General features: G+C 39.3%; 18 protein-coding genes. 14 read left to right on the plus strand and 4 right to left on the minus strand.

The genetic code is table 11. The features are described 5' to 3' along the window. The first annotated feature begins 211 nt into the window (after positions 1-211). Positions 212-1,906 carry a M3 family oligoendopeptidase gene (locus AC0YOD_RS10870; RefSeq protein ID WP_475799277.1) on the plus strand — a complete coding sequence of 565 codons (1,695 nt, stop codon included), beginning with the start codon at positions 212-214 and terminating at the stop codon, positions 1,904-1,906. Positions 1,907-1,986: 80 nt separating this feature from the next. On the opposite strand, the gene AC0YOD_RS10875 is transcribed toward AC0YOD_RS10870, so the two are convergent. From AC0YOD_RS10875 to AC0YOD_RS10885, 3 genes are all read right to left on the minus strand, one after another. Further along, complete coding sequence (locus AC0YOD_RS10875; protein WP_475799278.1) at positions 1,987-2,544, minus strand: GNAT family N-acetyltransferase; 558 nt, start codon at positions 2,542-2,544, stop codon at positions 1,987-1,989. 280 nt (positions 2,545-2,824) lie between these two features. After that, on the minus strand, positions 2,825-3,487 hold the full coding sequence (locus AC0YOD_RS10880) for a class F sortase (protein ID WP_475799279.1): 663 nt from the start codon (positions 3,485-3,487) through the stop codon (positions 2,825-2,827). Positions 3,488-3,535: 48 nt separating this feature from the next. After that, on the minus strand, positions 3,536-3,850 hold the full coding sequence (locus tag AC0YOD_RS10885; protein ID WP_475799280.1) for a hypothetical protein: 315 nt from the start codon (positions 3,848-3,850) through the stop codon (positions 3,536-3,538). A 210-nt stretch (positions 3,851-4,060) separates the two neighbouring features. Between AC0YOD_RS10885 and AC0YOD_RS10890 the strand changes: the two genes are divergently transcribed. The 8 genes from AC0YOD_RS10890 (at position 4,061) to AC0YOD_RS10925 (ending at position 10,347) form a co-directional block, all read left to right on the plus strand. Next, a complete protein-coding gene (locus AC0YOD_RS10890; RefSeq protein ID WP_475799281.1) occupies positions 4,061-4,648 on the plus strand; it encodes an RNA polymerase sigma factor in 588 nt (195 codons plus the stop codon). After that, positions 4,623-5,462 carry a hypothetical protein gene (locus tag AC0YOD_RS10895; protein ID WP_475799282.1) on the plus strand — a complete coding sequence of 280 codons (840 nt, stop codon included), beginning with the start codon at positions 4,623-4,625 and terminating at the stop codon, positions 5,460-5,462. Before AC0YOD_RS10890 ends, AC0YOD_RS10895 begins: the two co-directional genes overlap by 26 nt. Next, positions 5,446-6,330, plus strand: a complete 885-nt coding sequence (locus tag AC0YOD_RS10900) for an ABC transporter ATP-binding protein (protein WP_475799283.1) — start codon at positions 5,446-5,448, stop codon at positions 6,328-6,330. The genes AC0YOD_RS10895 and AC0YOD_RS10900 overlap by 17 nt, the downstream gene beginning before the upstream one ends. Further along, positions 6,327-7,463 carry an ABC transporter permease gene (locus tag AC0YOD_RS10905; protein WP_475799284.1) on the plus strand — a complete coding sequence of 379 codons (1,137 nt, stop codon included), beginning with the start codon at positions 6,327-6,329 and terminating at the stop codon, positions 7,461-7,463. Before AC0YOD_RS10900 ends, AC0YOD_RS10905 begins: the two co-directional genes overlap by 4 nt. 82 nt (positions 7,464-7,545) lie before the next feature. After that, positions 7,546-8,277 carry a hypothetical protein gene (locus tag AC0YOD_RS10910; RefSeq protein ID WP_475799285.1) on the plus strand — a complete coding sequence of 244 codons (732 nt, stop codon included), beginning with the start codon at positions 7,546-7,548 and terminating at the stop codon, positions 8,275-8,277. 173 nt (positions 8,278-8,450) lie between these two features. Next, a complete protein-coding gene (locus AC0YOD_RS10915; RefSeq protein ID WP_475799286.1) occupies positions 8,451-8,888 on the plus strand; it encodes an Rrf2 family transcriptional regulator in 438 nt (145 codons plus the stop codon). 163 nt (positions 8,889-9,051) lie between these two features. Then, positions 9,052-9,426 (plus strand): DoxX family protein, encoded by a 375-nt coding sequence (locus AC0YOD_RS10920; protein ID WP_475799287.1) that lies wholly within the window; start codon positions 9,052-9,054, stop codon positions 9,424-9,426. A 297-nt stretch (positions 9,427-9,723) separates the two neighbouring features. Beyond that, positions 9,724-10,347 (plus strand): FMN-dependent NADH-azoreductase, encoded by a 624-nt coding sequence (locus AC0YOD_RS10925; RefSeq protein ID WP_475799288.1) that lies wholly within the window; start codon positions 9,724-9,726, stop codon positions 10,345-10,347. 59 nt (positions 10,348-10,406) lie between these two features. On the opposite strand, the gene AC0YOD_RS10930 is transcribed toward AC0YOD_RS10925, so the two are convergent. Then, on the minus strand, positions 10,407-11,168 hold the full coding sequence (locus AC0YOD_RS10930; protein WP_475799289.1) for a glucose 1-dehydrogenase: 762 nt from the start codon (positions 11,166-11,168) through the stop codon (positions 10,407-10,409). A gap of 300 nt (positions 11,169-11,468) precedes the next feature. Here AC0YOD_RS10930 and AC0YOD_RS10935 point away from each other — a divergent pair, with 300 nt between their 5' ends. The 5 genes from AC0YOD_RS10935 (at position 11,469) to AC0YOD_RS10955 (ending at position 15,264) form a co-directional block, all read left to right on the plus strand. Beyond that, positions 11,469-12,425 (plus strand): cation diffusion facilitator family transporter, encoded by a 957-nt coding sequence (locus AC0YOD_RS10935; RefSeq protein WP_475799355.1) that lies wholly within the window; start codon positions 11,469-11,471, stop codon positions 12,423-12,425. A gap of 262 nt (positions 12,426-12,687) precedes the next feature. After that, on the plus strand, positions 12,688-13,611 hold the full coding sequence (locus AC0YOD_RS10940) for an ABC transporter ATP-binding protein (RefSeq protein ID WP_475799290.1): 924 nt from the start codon (positions 12,688-12,690) through the stop codon (positions 13,609-13,611). Then, positions 13,608-14,354 carry an ABC transporter permease gene (locus AC0YOD_RS10945; protein WP_475799291.1) on the plus strand — a complete coding sequence of 249 codons (747 nt, stop codon included), beginning with the start codon at positions 13,608-13,610 and terminating at the stop codon, positions 14,352-14,354. The genes AC0YOD_RS10940 and AC0YOD_RS10945 overlap by 4 nt, the downstream gene beginning before the upstream one ends. Positions 14,355-14,375: 21 nt before the next feature. Beyond that, positions 14,376-14,945 (plus strand): hypothetical protein, encoded by a 570-nt coding sequence (locus AC0YOD_RS10950; RefSeq protein ID WP_475799292.1) that lies wholly within the window; start codon positions 14,376-14,378, stop codon positions 14,943-14,945. Further along, positions 14,938-15,264, plus strand: coding sequence for a winged helix-turn-helix domain-containing protein (locus AC0YOD_RS10955; protein WP_475799293.1), 327 nt, complete (start codon positions 14,938-14,940; stop codon positions 15,262-15,264). Before AC0YOD_RS10950 ends, AC0YOD_RS10955 begins: the two co-directional genes overlap by 8 nt. The last annotated feature ends 96 nt before the right edge of the window (positions 15,265-15,360 follow it).

A 15,360-nucleotide genomic window follows, 5' to 3' on the forward strand; every position in this document is an offset into this window, starting at 1 on the left:
GATTTCGTGGAGAAACGGTTCCATCGCATAGCAGACATGCGAACGGAACCGTTTTTTTATGCTGAGCGCTAATTGTGAAATGAACTGTTCCTAATTTATTCAGGTAACATAGGTAAGCATAACGTACGAATCGCATAGAATTGTACATGTGTATGGGATATAATTGGCGAATAGGGAATTATAAAATAGGATGAGAGGCTAGGTGCTTAGGATGAAATTCAGCGAGTATCGTTATGAACGTCCCGATGTAAAGGTTTTTGAAGAAGATTTCAAGGAACTGTTAGCCTCATTTCATTCAGCAGGCAGCTATGAAGAGCAGGACATTGCAATGGCTAAAATCAACAAGCTTCGCAGTGAGTTTGATACCATGCAGCAAATCGCAAGTATCCGCCATTCGATTGATACGAATGATTCTCTTTATAAAGCAGAACAGGATTATTTTGACGAGGTAGGTCCTGTTGTCCAAGAATACATAACTGATTATTATCGTGCATTAGTTGAGTCGAAATTTAGAACGGAATTAGAAGAAAAATGGGGTAAACAGCTGTTTCAACTTGCAGAACTGTCTCTAAAAACGTTCAGTCCGGCAATCATTGAAGATTTACAGCAGGAGAACAAGCTTCAAACGGAATACTCACAGCTTATTGCATCTGCCAAGATCATCTTCGATGGCGAGGAGCGGACATTATCCCAGCTGACTCCATTTGCTCAGTCGACAGACCGTAATATTCGGAAGCAGGCAGAGGAAGCACGAACGGGCTTCATGGCGGAAAATGAGGAGAAGTTCGATCGTATTTATGATGATCTCGTTAAGGTGCGGACTCGAATCGCGAAAAAACTAGGTTACAGCAATTTTGTCGAGCTTGGTTACGCGAGAATGTGTCGAACGGATTATAATGCTGAAATGGTGGCTAACTTCCGAAAGCAAGTGGAGGAGCAAATCGTGCCTGTTGCAACGAAGCTGAGACAACGTCAACAGAAACGGATTGATGTGGAATCCTTGCTTTATTACGATGAGAACTTTAGCTACAAATCAGGAAATGCAACACCAAAGGGTGACCCGGAATGGATCGAGAAGAATGGTGCTAGGATGTACGCAGAGCTATCGCCAGAAACGGATGCGTTCTTTGCCTTTATGCAAGAAAATGAACTGATGGATCTTATAAGTAGAAAAGGGAAACAAAGCGGTGGCTATTGTACTTACATCAGTGAATATGGCGCACCATATATATTCTCAAATTTCAATGGGACATCAGGTGATATTGATGTATTAACACATGAAGCCGGTCACGCCTTTCAGGTATTTGAAAGCAGAAGCTTTCTCGTACCGGAATACAGCTTCCCAACGTATGAAGCATGTGAAATTCATTCCATGAGTATGGAATTTTTTACTTGGCCATGGATGGATCTCTTCTTCAAAGAGGATGCTGATAAATATCGTTTCTCTCATCTAGAATCTGGATTACTCTTCATTCCTTATGGAGTTACGGTTGATGAATTCCAACATTTTGTCTATGAAAATCCAGATGCGACACCTTCTGAGCGGAAGACGGCGTGGCGCAATATCGAGCGAAAGTATTTGCCGCATCGTAAATACGGAGATAATGAATATTTGGAGCATGGCGCTTTCTGGCATAAGCAGGGTCATATCTTCGGATCGCCGTTCTACTATATCGATTATACGCTTGCTCAAATTTGTGCTTTTCAGTTCTGGAAGAGGATGCATGAGGACCGAAACGCCGCATGGACGGATTACTTGCATTTATGCCGTCAAGGTGGCAGCTTATCCTTTACGGAACTCGTTAAGGAAGCTGGTCTAATCTCGCCATTCGAGGAAGGCTGCGTTACATCTGTCATTGGTAGTATAGAAAGCTGGCTGGACAGTGTGGACGATACGATTCTTTAAACAACGGGGCTAATGAGCGTTAAAAATAACAAGGCAAAAAAAGCTGACTAAGTACAGTCAGCTTTTTCATTATGATTAAGTTAACGAAGCATTCCTGAATAAATACCAGGTGATGAGTTTGGAATAGAGACAGCACCAACGATACGTGAATAGAATTCTGTTGGACCCGCGCTGCCAATGATTGCGTAACCATAACCCTCATTTCTCATAGCGACAAGACAAGCATATAGAAGTGCTTTGCCTAGCCCTTTTCCTCTTAACGATTGATCAACGCCCGTCGGACCAAAGAAGCCTTTTGCAGTCGTATCATAACAGCCAAAACCAACGGGCTTTGGTTTTCCAGTCGTTTCATCGATCATTGTTGCAATCCAGCATGTTACGGGCTGACGAGAGAACGCTACATCGCACTCACTTACCCAATGTGGACTAAAAGCTGATTCGACCCAGCTCTTAACAACATGTTTTTCTGGCGCTAATGCGCGACGGATGGTGATATTGGTGCCAGCATAAGGTGCAGCGAACTGTTCTGCTTCTTCAGGCAATTCATATAATTTGACCAACATATCGTTTGACATACTCTTCATCGTCTCCTTTAAGATAAGGGTTTTACCCACAAGTTCTCCTTTAATATTCTGCATCAATTTATTATCTCCTGCTCTTCATCCAGAAAAGTGTAAGCGTTATAATTTCTAGTTAGTAATAATGAGTAATTCAAGACTTAAATCAATTGCTATATGTATAATATAATAAAAAATCATATTTATGGTAGTTATGAAATTTAATATCTAAATCAAGGAGTATTTATCTCGTATAAATTTTAGAATTTGAGAATGCTGTACCTGGTGTATAGCTGATTATTTCTGCACCAGGACAGCATGTCATAAGAAAGTAAATGCATGTTGAAAAGAATATAGTAGGTCATGGGCTTAGATCATTAGGAACTGCCTTGCATCCTTTTGTTTCTGAACTTCGTTTCGCAAACACGACAAGTCTGGCTTCATGTTCCTTCTTTTTCCTACTGTATTTGCCAGCACAAGTAATTAAATTCAATTGTGCATCTTCTGCTGTTCCAAATATTCTCTGTATGGGAGCATCAGCTGTTTTAAATATTTCTACAGATTGTACAGAAAACTGAATCTTACAGCCATCTTTGCTTTTGACAATAATGATATCATCTTTTTTCATATTCCTTAATTTGAAAAAGACTGCTGGTCCTGTGCGAGAATCAACATGTCCATCCATAACTGCATTACCTATCTCACCTGGCAAAGAGCCGTTTGAAAGATAACCGATACTTTCTATGCTGCTTGGAACGCCCATCTGGCCGTTATCCAATACGGGAACAGGTTCGACTTTAGCATGAACATGAATCGAAGGTATATATAGGATGTCTGGATTTATACCATCAACAGTTTTTTTCACTTCAACAATAGGCGTTTCAGACTTCTTCTCCACAAAGGGAGTCGGCGTCGTATCCAATTTTTTTGGTGTGAATTTAATCGGATTATCTTTCGGGTGTGAGCAAGCGTTGATACAAATAAGTGCAGCAATAATCCATACAAGTTGCATCCATTTTTTCATAATAATAAAGAAAAGAGGGCCTTTGAAAATATCCCTCTTTTACTCTCCTTATTCTGTTTGTTCGCTAGCGCCGCCAAAGCCGGTTTTCGGCATCTCTGAAGCTTTTGCTTTTAAACCTTTAGCTTTTAAGCTTTTTGCTTTTAAGCTTTTTACTTTCATGCTTTTTGCATGTACTTTCTTTTCGTGCATTTTCTTTTCATGCATTTTCTTTTCATGTGCTTTTTTCATATGCACTTTTTCTTTATGCATTTTTTGTTCATGATGTTTTTTCGTTGTTTCCGTTTCTGGAGCAGCTGCATAAGCGGCAGAACCTGCAGTTAGAAGCATACAAGCAGTAGCAAAGGTAATAATCATTTTTTTCATTTTTTTTAAGTCTCCTTTGTAGTTCAATAGTACTCTTACATGGTTTCCTTGTGCACGTTATATATGTCTTAAAAAATTTACCATGTGGTCCAGAATGTTATTCAGTAATGGATATAACAAAGAGGCATGCGTAATCCGCATGCCTCTAAAACATTTTAAATCCTTCTGTACATGGTTGTCGTCTTATATAGGTGAAAGGAGGGAAGCCTCTTGCAAAGTGATGAGGAGCTAATCAAAGAGGTTAGAAAAGGGATACAAAGTGCAATGGAAATTCTTATAAAACGTCATTACAAAACAGTGTTCGCATACATATACCGCTATTGCGGCGATTATCATGCTTCTTATGATTTAACCCAGGAAACATTCATTAAGATGGTCCGAAACATCAATGATATAGATCATGGTGACCGATTCAAGCAATGGTTGTTGAAAATTGCATTGAATTGCTGCCGTGATTATTTTAAAAGCAAGCAATTTAAGAATGGGCAGGCTTTGAGCGAATGGAATGAAGCAATAAGTGATACAAATGATTGGAATCGACTGAATAATAATCTTTATGACATATTCGATAAAAAGCTGGAAAGCGCTTCAGTTAAAACCGCGCTCTTGAAGCTTCCTTCCAACCAACGTGAAACGATTATTTTGCGTTTTTATCAGGATTTGAAAATCAAAGAAATTGCAGAGATGACAGCTGTTGGCGAACCAACTGTAAAGTCACGCATTAAACAAGCTTTATCAAAGCTCAAAGCCATTATGGAGAGGGGAACTGCTGGTGAGAAGAAAAGGGATTCAAGATGAAATACCTAATCTGCCTGAGGATGTAACAGAAGATGACTATGAACACATTCAAAATTTTCTACAAAAATATGAGGTTAAGTATCCTGATTCGGAAGAAATAAACCGTACCGTAGAAGCAGTAAGGTTTCATTTGATCATGAATACTTCAAATAAGCAGGGCATGTGGGAACGAACGAAACAATTGCTCCGAATAGCTGCCTCTGAAGTGTCTGTAATGCAATCTTATTACTGGATTATAAGCGCTATTCTATATTTTGCTGGCTATATAATGCTTGCCTTGACATTCAATTTATCACCTAACTTTATTCTGTTCGTCCTAGCTCCTATCCCTTTTATTATAGGAATGATTGAACTGTTTCGAAGCCGAGACGAAGGCATGATGGAAATGGAGATGTCATGTACCTTCAATGGGGCAAGTGTCATGTTAGCTAAGCTTTGTGTGATTAGCTCTTATAATATTGTATTGAATATCATTGCTGCGTTTTTCTATATCAGTAGAACTGATGGCAGCTATATTGGAGATATTACCCTCATGTGGTTAACGCCCTTTACGATCATAAGTGGATTATCACTGCTTATTTCGATTCGGTTACGAAGCCATAATGCTGTCTTATGCATGCTGTCTGTATGGATCTCGTTTTGTTTGATCGTCATTTCGAATCCCAACCTGATGCGAAACCTTTTAAGTATGCATGCAGGCACTTATCTCGCATTGATTTTGCTAGGTGTCATTTTAACTATTTCACAAGCAGCATCTTTAGTGAAAAGAATAAGGGAAAGGGAAGGAGGGATTTCATTTGAAATTAACCATTAAGAACATCACTCGAAGCTATAAAAATAAGATAGCTGTTGAAGAAGTTACCTGTGAGCTCACTCCTGGCGTTTATGGGTTAATTGGACCGAACGGTTCGGGTAAAACAACGTTAATGCGGATGCTAGCCGATATTTTAAAGCCATCACATGGTGAAATATATGTTAATGGCGAAAATATTCGTGTTTTGGATGATCGTTACAGAGATCTGATCGGTTATCTTCCTCAGGATTGCGGTTTCTACAACTATTTTACGGCAAATCGTTTTTTACAGTATATGTCCTCACTCAAAGGGTTAAGCAAGCGTGAAGCAGATGTGAAAATAGATAAGCTTTTACGATTGGTAAATTTAGAAGAACATAGGGATCAGAAAATCGGAAAATTTTCCGGCGGCATGAAGAGAAGACTCGGTATTGCTCAAGCCTTGCTCAATGATCCGAAAATTTTGATTTTAGATGAGCCTACGGCTGGACTTGATCCTAAGGAGCGCGTTCGTTTTCGCAATCTGTTGTCGGAGGTATCTGGCGACAGAATTGTTATCCTTTCCACACATATCATCTCTGATATTGAATATATCGCTAAGGAAGTTCTTGTGTTGAAGAACGGCAGATTAGTTAAAAAAGAAGCGCCCGAAACTATTTTACAGGAATTGAGTGGAAAGGTTTGGTCCATTACTGCTCCTGAGTATGAACTGCCCCAGCTTATGGAGAACTACATCGTAGGCAATTTGCAGCGGAGAGGGAAAGAGGTTGAAGCAAGAATCATTTCCGATGAAAAACCTTCGGGTATCGCATTTATGCAAAGCCCACGAATGGAAGACATTTATTTGTACTATTTTGGTGATTCTCCGCATGTGGAGGAACCAATATGAGATTGATTAATCATGAATTGTTCAAGATATTTTCTCAAAAAGTCATCTATATTGCTTTCATTATCTTTTTATTACTTCTAGTAATGAATCATTTGAGCGAAATCAAAACCAATAAAGATAGCAGAGCCTTGCAGAAAGCCTTCTCGCAATTTGGCGGTGAATTGACTAAAGAAAAAGTTGAATGGGCTGATCAGATTTGGGGAGAATTCGAACTAGAATTAGAACCCGATCCATTTCTCATCGCTCAATCTAGAGTCGCAATGGATATTAGAAATGCGGTTCAGCAAAAAGGTTATTATGAACAACAAATATTAGGCTTGGAAGATCAAATAAAAGTAATGAGTGAGAATAACAGTGATCAAAGATTTGAAAAGAAGGCCAAGCTAAAAGAACTTCAAACTAGGATGGCTGTTGGTTATACGGACTACATTTTATATCAGCAAGGCTGGCAAAAAACACTCCTTTATTTGAATGAGTTTGGATATTTTTTTGCGGCAGCGCTAACGGTTATTGGTTTATCTAATCTTTATAGCGGAGAGTATACGTCCCGAATGGACAGTCTCCTTTTCAGCAGCAGACATGGTCGCAGAAAAATGCTGTTTGCGAAGATGATTGCTTCAATCATCTATTGCGCAGTAGTCGTATTATTATTTAGCAGCATTAACTTGCTGTTAAATGCCTTCTACTACGGACTAAGCGGTTGGAATATTAATCTCGTTAATCTTCACAATATATATAGTGGAACCGGGTTTGACGGAGCTATTTGGTTGTATTTCTTAAAGCAACAGTTCTATGCCATTTTGGGCTGCTGTACGCTTGGTTTTTTCGTTATGTTGGTTTCATCACGGACTCGATCTCCAATTGTACCCGCAATCTTAGGCGGTATTGTCTTTATGCTGCCTGTCATTGTACTTTTTTCGCGCATATCATCTAATAAGTTGACTAACTTGGTTTTTCATTTGTTCAAGTATTTGGAGTTCATTCAGCTTGATAGGCTAGACATGATGTTTTTCAATAACTTTTTTGGATTCCCTTTGATTTACGCGAATTTCATCCTTTTTATTATGTTTGCTTATTTATGTGTAACCGCAGCTCTCATCTTTTATAGTATAAAGAGACGGCAGGTGATCTAAACTGACGATACTGATAAGAACGGAACTATATAAAATCATTCATCAAAAATGGTTGATCCTTCTATTTGTTTCCTGCCTATTCATGTATATATATTTCACCTATACCTATTATGCTTGGCATGATTCCATTGCTTGGGAACGAATGACGCTATTTCCCTTTTCGTTCGGGACGATTGTACAAGGATTGATGCTTTTGGTGGCATTGCCGCCATCCTTTACCCAAGAATACCAGCTGAATATGGATTCTCTTCTTTTAAGTTCAAAGCACGGACGACATCATGTTATTTGGGCAAAAATAGCCGCTGCAACAATCTTCAGCACATTCATTGTCATAGGCTGTTGGAGTATAAATGTTCTTTTAAACATAGGTATTGCTGACTGGGGAGGTTGGGACTTGCCTATACAAGCGCTAAGCAGATATGACTCATCTCCCTATACATTTCCTTTATGGCAATACAGCATGCTTCAATTCTTGACTAATTGGTTTGGTTGTGTCGTTTTTGGTTTTTTGATATTATTTCTGTCCGCTAGGTGTAGGACCTATTTAACCGTGTTTTTGATCGCAGGTATTGTTTTTATTATCCCTTTCTTTATTCGAAACACATCTGACTTATCCATCCCTTGGTTAATGAAAAACATCTCGATGATTGAATTCATGAGAGTTGAAAATTTATTTAATCGTCAGCGATTTGTTCAAGTTGGCACGTGGATGATCAAGCTGCCAGTTATCTATTTTTATATACAAATGATTTTTCTATCTGCATTGTTTATAAGCGGCACTTATCACATTTTCAGAAAAAGTGAAGTGAAGTAAAAGGGGGAGAGCTGTTGAATTAGAATCAGCTCTTACTCATAAACTCTGTTCAAATAGTTTACTTTACCTTGCTCATCAAATGGTTTTGATCTACAATGTGCTTATTATAGTTGCAACAAAATGGATTTATTCCATGCTAAAATCAGCATGAGAGAGTTAGGAGGGAATAGGTAATGAGCACAGCAAATCGCGGAGTAAATATTGGACCTCCTCGTTTTAAAATTGCCGTTCATTCAATCGTCTGGTTAGCGAAAAGCGGCTCTATCTTATCCAGTGCCATGATTGCAAGCCAAGTCAATTCACATGCAACCTTTATGCGCAGGGTGATGCAGGCTTTAGCGACAGCTAATATTGTAGAATCAAAGGGTGGAAGAGAAGGTGGATACACCTTGTTGAAGCCAGCAGAATCAATCACATTAGCTGATATATATAGAGCAGTAACAATAGAATGTACGGAGCATGAAGTGGATGTAGAGTGCGGAGCAGCAGGTGAGCTATTGGATAAAGAACTTGAAAGAATCCTACTTGAGGCTGAGCAGAAAACAATTCAATATCTAAGCCAATACACGATTGCAGATGTGATGGAGCGTGTAGATTTTTTCACAATTTAACAATATTTTATTAAGGTACTAGTCAAGCGGCTACAAACCGAATATACTGTGCTTAAAGCAGTTGCAATTAGTGCAGTTGCATTAACCCTGATATCAGGGTTGATTTCGCTTCGATATGTGCTTGTACTAGTTGCATATTATAAGAATAGGGAGTGAAGAGGGAATGGATGTTGTTGCTTATGTGTTGCAAGGGTTACTAGCGGCAATGTTTTTGATGGCGGCAATGGGTAAGATTTCAGGTTCTAAGATGCATGTTGATAATTTTCAGAAATGGGGATTGCCGCAATGGTTTCGTGTAGTAACAGGAATAGTTGAACTAGTCGGCGCCGCTGCTTTAATTATCGGGTACTGGGATAACAGCTGGACAGCTGTAGGTGCATTATTGCTTGGATTTACAGCTATTGGAGGTATTCTAATACATGTTCGTGTTAAAGATACGTTCAAGCAAACGATTATGATCATTCTTCTTGCCATCTTGTCGTTTATTGTTTTTTTCATACGTTTATCCGATCTATCAGCTTTCCCGGGTTTTAACTAATCTCGTGAAGTAAATGTAACTATTGCGAATGTGAATTGGTTAAGAATAACATGTCTATTTTGTGACATTCGAAAGCTTTGTGTTTCAAAATGCAATCTTATCCATTGATTATATCGTTACTATACTTTATAATGTGCCTATAGTAGTTGCATAAAGTAATGGATGCTCATTTGCTCATTTATATGATTATGCTTTCTAGGGGCATATGAAAGATATAATTTTGAGTATTGAATCATTTTTTATGACCGTTCAAACGATTCTACTTACAATTCACTTACATCAAAGGAGCAATAAAAAATGTCAAATGTACTTTTTATTAAAGCTAATAACCGTCCAGCAGATCAAGCCGTAAGTGTTCAAATGTATGAAACATTCCTTAACACTTATAAAGAAGCAAACCCAACAGATACAGTTACTGAGCTTGATCTTTTCAATGTAGAGCTTCCTTATTACGGCAATGATACAATTATGGGTCTATATAAATTGGGTGCAGGTTATGATCTTACAGCAGAAGAGCAAGTGGCTGCTGATATCGCTAATCGTTACTTGGATCAATTCTTAGCAGCTGATAAAGTTGTAGTTGCATTCCCACTTTGGAACTACGTTGCTCCAGCACCATTGATCACTTACATGTCTTACCTTAGCCAAGCTGGTAAAACATTCAAATACACTGCAGAAGGTCCAGTTGGCCTAGTAGGGGACAAAAAAGTTGCATTGCTAAACGCTCGTGGCGGTGTGTATTCCGTAGAACCAATGGCAGCTATTGAATCTGCAATCAAACCACTAAAAGCATCTTTCGGATTGTTTGGTATTCAAACAGAAGAAGTTGTCATTGAAGGACATAACCAATTTAAAGATAAATCAGCAGAAATCATTGCTGATGGTTTGAGAGAAACAGCTGTACTTGCATCTAAATTTTAATTCATACGTTATAAAACAAAAAAAAGGAGTCACCTTTGAGGTGATTCCTTTTTTTTGTTTTAATAAGCGCTCCAACCGCCATCGGCAGTCACAACGGTTCCATTAACAAAGCTGGAATCATCAGTTGCCAGAAATAAAGCAACAGTAGCAATTTTAATCGGATCTGCTGCTTCCACACGTTGTAATGACATGCCGCTCATTGCTTGCTCCATACCGTAAGGATCCGCATGTGACATCCCAACTCCAATATTAGTAGCTACCGCGCCAGGGGCTATTGCGTTACAACGAATACCGTGTTGGCCATACTGGAATCCAACATTTTTGGTAAGTCCGATTACAGCATGCTTTGAAGCGGTGTAGGCGATACCTGCACGAGAACCATAAAGACCGCCAACGGAAGCCGTGTTAATGATAACACCATTGCCTTGTTTTTTCATGAGAGGAATAGCTTTACGAATCGCTCTCATCGGACCTGCTACATTTATCTCCATCACGCGGTTCCACATTTCATCGGTAACTGACTCAGCCGTTTGCATTTGATCCATAATACCGGCATTATTGACCAAAATATCTAGCTTACCGTAACTTTCAACAGCTGTGTCAATCATACGCGACACATCCTCTTCCTTCGTTACGTTCATAGCTACTCCTACGGCTTGTCCGCCAGCAGAAGTGATTTGTTGTACAACTTCATTGACAGATGCTTCATTGATATCTGCAACTATAACTTGTGCGCCTTCTTTTGCAAATAATATAGCCATTTCTTTTCCCATACCTGATGCAGAACCTGTTATTACGGCTGTTTTTCCTTGTAATCTCATTACTCTCATCCTTTCAAAGTAAAATGATGTACTTATTGTTGGACGACGACATACTGACGCTTATAATGATAGCGATTTGCTATAAGAATAATATGACATTTCTCACATATTGAGTCAAAAAATAAATCAATTTCATTCCGTGATTAATAATCAGTCTTTTGGTGGTATATACTTCGAGTGAAGATATATGGTAACAATGGTTTTAGAATGATCTGGAGAATATTGAAGCAAACTACAAACAATGAAATCCAAATAGGAGGGAACCTAATATTGGAGTCTAATCGTAATTCGAATAGTTTCATGCAATTAATAAAAAAAGGAAATATGTCATCAGCAACAGCAGCTATTGGCAATACTGGCTTAGCTATTGTTAAAGGAATTGCAGCTGCGTTAACCGGGAGTGGGGCCATGTTCGCCTCTACCATGCATTCAGTCGCTGATGCAGTTAACCAAGGCTTTGTTTTCGTTGGCAGTGTGTTAGCAGAGAAAAAGCCAACTCCAAGATTCCCCACAGGATTTGGCAGGGTAATTAATATTTTTTGTATGATTGCCGTTATGGTTGTTACCGTTATGGCTTATAGTACAATCACTGAAGGTATTCATCTCATCCAACATCCTGTTGAGCCCAGCGGATTCTGGTTAAATTTCATCGTACTTGTTCTATCCATTGGAGTTGATGGTTTTGTATTAATAAAAGCAATGAAAGAAATTGTACGAGAAACTCGAAACGAAGCAAAGGGTTTTGCAATTATCGGTTCTGCCTTCAAAAACGTTGGAAGAGCTGCACCGCCAACACGCTTAGTTTTTTATGAGGACATTGTGGCGACAACAGGGGCATTGTTAGCGTTGTTAGCTGTAATCGTAACAGCCGTATCTGATTTCAAATTATTGGATGGCATCTCAACAATTCTTATTGGTTTGCTTATGGTAGGGGTAGCCTTTAAAGTTGGCTATGACAACATGATTGGATTAATTGGTGTCTCTGCTCCCATGGATGTAGAGGATAAGGTCGCGAAACTCATTTTTTTAAATGAAAATGTAACGGACATCTACCAAATGCGAATCCTTCAAGAAGGACGCTACTATCATGTCGAAGGACTAATTGAGCTTAAGCCAGGACTAACCTTGGCGGTTGCTGATGATATAAAATTTCAAGTTCGTGATAAACTTCTTACTGATCCCGATATTACAGATGTGACATTAGGAATACTGGAAGACAACGGCAAGCAAACCTGGAAATCTTCAAAGGATCGCTAAGTACAGCTTTTGAAATGACTAATTATTACAATGGGAGCCCATTCATAACTTCGTTCCTTTTGCTGGCGGTCAAGTCGGCTAATTAGATGACATTAACAGACTAAGATGGGATGATGTCCATTTGGTCTGTTTTTGTGTGTGCTGGTCCCTTAAATGAAATTTGCTTCTTACCCAAAAAATAGGCGATATTTCATTGACTTAACAACTCATATAGATTACTCTGTTCTACAGAGTGATCTATATGAGTATGGAGGTTGATACAATGAAACCCGTCATTGAAGTGGATAAAGTAAGTAAAAAGTACGGCACGAAAATTGCCGTTGATGCCATTACTATGAGTATACGAAAAGGTGAAATATTCGGCATTGTGGGTCCTAATGGTGCTGGCAAGACGACGCTGATTGAAATGATGGAAGGACTACGAAAACCTGATAGCGGAGAATTGTTGGTTCTCGGAAGAGATATTCGAAAGCATACCGAAGAGATCAAGCAGCGAATTGGTGTTTTACTACAGGCCACATCGATTCCGGAGAAAGCAAAAGTAAAAGAAGTGTTTCGCCTGTTCTCATCTTTCTATAATAAATCGATTGATTTAGGTGAAATTACCCAATATCTTGGGCTGGAGAATAAACAAAACGAATACGTAAAGTCGCTATCTGGAGGCTGGAAACAACGTGTATCACTGGCGTTAGCCTTAGTTAATGATCCTGAGATCGTCTTTCTCGATGAACCTAGCATGGGTTTAGATCCAAATGCCCGCAAGGAGATGTGGGCGATCATCCACCGGCTTAGAGATGATGGTCGTACAATTGTCGTGACAACCCATTACATGGAGGAAGCAGAGACGCTGTGTGATCGAGTGGCAGTCATTAGCAGCGGTAAATTGATCGCACTGGATACTCCTCGAAATCTTGTTTCAAAGCTTGGAGGAACGAAGCACATCAGCTTTAGAAACATTGGAAGAACAGATCGAAAAACGATTACATCGCTGCGAAATGTTACAAATGTAGTGTGGGGGTCTGAATGGATTAAGCTAGAGACTACGGATGTAGATCAAACGTTGAAAGAGCTGTTCCATTTGGCTGCTGTTGAAGACTGGATCGTAAGCGGACTTACGCTTGAGGATGCGTCCATGAACGATGTATTCAATGAATTGACATCCGAAGAGAGAAGGGCTGCTATATGAATGCATATATCAGATTAATCGCTTTTGATTTTCGATTATATTTACGAGATTGGTTAACGATTTTTTGGATGCTGATCTATCCCATTCTTATGCTGCTCATCTTCGGGTCTATGTTTGGGAGTGAAGTAGATGCTGTAACTGGGGCTAGATACATCGATTCTTACGTTCCAGCGTTATGTGTGATGAATGTGATATCAGTATCGGTTTTTACACTAAATATAAATATGATAACTCAGCGAGAAAATGGTATTCTAAGAAGATTCAGAGTAAGCCCTATTCGCAAATCAGCGGTACTTGCTTCACATGCCGTACAAGGGGTGTTTCTAATCCTTGTCGGTGCCATTGAAATTATTGTGGTATCAAAAATCGTATGGGATATTCATATCTCAATGGCTGCTTTGTTTACTCTATTTGCTTGCTTGTTATTCGGCTGTCTTTCATTCTTTTGTCTTGGTTTTGCCATGTCTGGATTGGCGAAGACACCCGGTGCAGCTAGCGGATTAGCGATGATCGTTTTTTTTCCAATGCTGTTTCTATCAGGTGTTGCTATGCCGATTGAGGTTCTACCGAGCTTCATGCAAACGGCAAGTAAGTGGCTGCCAATGACTTATTTCGTAGAATTAGCACAAGGGGTATGGCAGGGTAACCCTATTACAGAATACGGAATCGAATTAATCGTTCTAGCAGGGTTTGCGATAATATGCGGTGTTTTGGCTTCACTGCTTTTCCGTTGGGAGAAATAATATGCATGTAGGGTGGTTGTAATGAACAAGAATGATTTAGCTCTTCAGGACATCGAGTTTATTAAACGATTAATGGCTAAAAACAAACAAAAGCTGGATCAATCACCGCCGTTCTTATTCATATGGGGAACCTATATGATGATTGGTTTCGTCGGAATGCAGTTCGACCTTACCGTTTGGCCAATGTGGTATTGGGGAATCGCTTCGCTAGTAGGTGGAATTCTTTCTGCGTTAATCGGCATACGCCAAACTCGTCATGGATCTAATCAAGAGGGTGGTTCAACCGGCTGGATGTTTTGGCTTCCTTTTCTAATGGTGATGATTTCAGGAGCGTTCATGATGCTTACTGGCATTGTGAAGATGGAGTATATCTCCCTGTTTTGGCTTAATCTAATCGGTATCGCTTACGTTTCAATGGGATCGTTAATTGGTAAAGGACCTGTTTTCATTGGAATCTGGTTTATCTTGCTCTCGGTCATTATCAAGCTGTTCTTTCTGGATTATCAATTTTTGATGCTAGGTCTTTTGGGTGGAGGGAGTATGCTCGTTATCGGGTTGTTCCTGCAACGACGGAGGAGCAGCAATGAGTGAGAATATTTTAGATGCCATCGACGATACGATCCATGCCAAGGCTCGTCTTGGTATTATGAGCTTACTTGCTGTGCATGATGAGTGTGACTTTGTATTTTTGCGTACGGAACTCCAGTTGACTGAAGGAAATCTGGGCAATCACATAAGGGTTTTGGAAGAGGCTGGGTATATTCAAGTAATAAAATCATTTGTTGGAAAACGGCCCAAAACGACATGTAAATCGACTAGTATTGGTCTAGAAATGTTCCAAAAATACATCGAAGGACTTGAGAAAATCATTCAAATGGCTCAATTCGCTGCTCAGCGAAATAAAGAATAAAGCAAAAAGAGCCGCTCAGCGTTGATCGGCTTTTTTTGTTATATATAAAAAGAAAATCTCATCCTGGATCATGCAGATAACACCATAATTTAATAA

The sequence above is a fragment of the Paenibacillus sp. J31P13 genome, from assembly GCF_056269295.1.

Bases quoted from the DNA above. Each gene is read 5' to 3' on its own strand.
- AC0YOD_RS10870 (WP_475799277.1), top strand. From the start codon at position 212: ATGAAATTCAGCGAGTATCGTTATGAACGTCCCGATGTAAAGGTTTTT.
- AC0YOD_RS10875 (WP_475799278.1), bottom strand. From the start codon at position 2,544: ATGCAGAATATTAAAGGAGAACTTGTGGGTAAAACCCTTATCTTAAAG.
- AC0YOD_RS10880 (WP_475799279.1), bottom strand. From the start codon at position 3,487: ATGAAAAAATGGATGCAACTTGTATGGATTATTGCTGCACTTATTTGT.
- AC0YOD_RS10885 (WP_475799280.1), bottom strand. From the start codon at position 3,850: ATGAAAAAAATGATTATTACCTTTGCTACTGCTTGTATGCTTCTAACT.
- AC0YOD_RS10905 (WP_475799284.1), top strand. From the start codon at position 6,327: ATGAGATTGATTAATCATGAATTGTTCAAGATATTTTCTCAAAAAGTC.
- AC0YOD_RS10910 (WP_475799285.1), top strand. From the start codon at position 7,546: ATGTATATATATTTCACCTATACCTATTATGCTTGGCATGATTCCATT.
- AC0YOD_RS10915 (WP_475799286.1), top strand. From the start codon at position 8,451: ATGAGCACAGCAAATCGCGGAGTAAATATTGGACCTCCTCGTTTTAAA.
- AC0YOD_RS10920 (WP_475799287.1), top strand. From the start codon at position 9,052: ATGGATGTTGTTGCTTATGTGTTGCAAGGGTTACTAGCGGCAATGTTT.
- AC0YOD_RS10925 (WP_475799288.1), top strand. From the start codon at position 9,724: ATGTCAAATGTACTTTTTATTAAAGCTAATAACCGTCCAGCAGATCAA.
- AC0YOD_RS10930 (WP_475799289.1), bottom strand. From the start codon at position 11,168: ATGAGATTACAAGGAAAAACAGCCGTAATAACAGGTTCTGCATCAGGT.
- AC0YOD_RS10935 (WP_475799355.1), top strand. From the start codon at position 11,469: ATGCAATTAATAAAAAAAGGAAATATGTCATCAGCAACAGCAGCTATT.
- AC0YOD_RS10940 (WP_475799290.1), top strand. From the start codon at position 12,688: ATGAAACCCGTCATTGAAGTGGATAAAGTAAGTAAAAAGTACGGCACG.
- AC0YOD_RS10945 (WP_475799291.1), top strand. From the start codon at position 13,608: ATGAATGCATATATCAGATTAATCGCTTTTGATTTTCGATTATATTTA.
- AC0YOD_RS10950 (WP_475799292.1), top strand. From the start codon at position 14,376: ATGAACAAGAATGATTTAGCTCTTCAGGACATCGAGTTTATTAAACGA.
- AC0YOD_RS10955 (WP_475799293.1), top strand. From the start codon at position 14,938: ATGAGTGAGAATATTTTAGATGCCATCGACGATACGATCCATGCCAAG.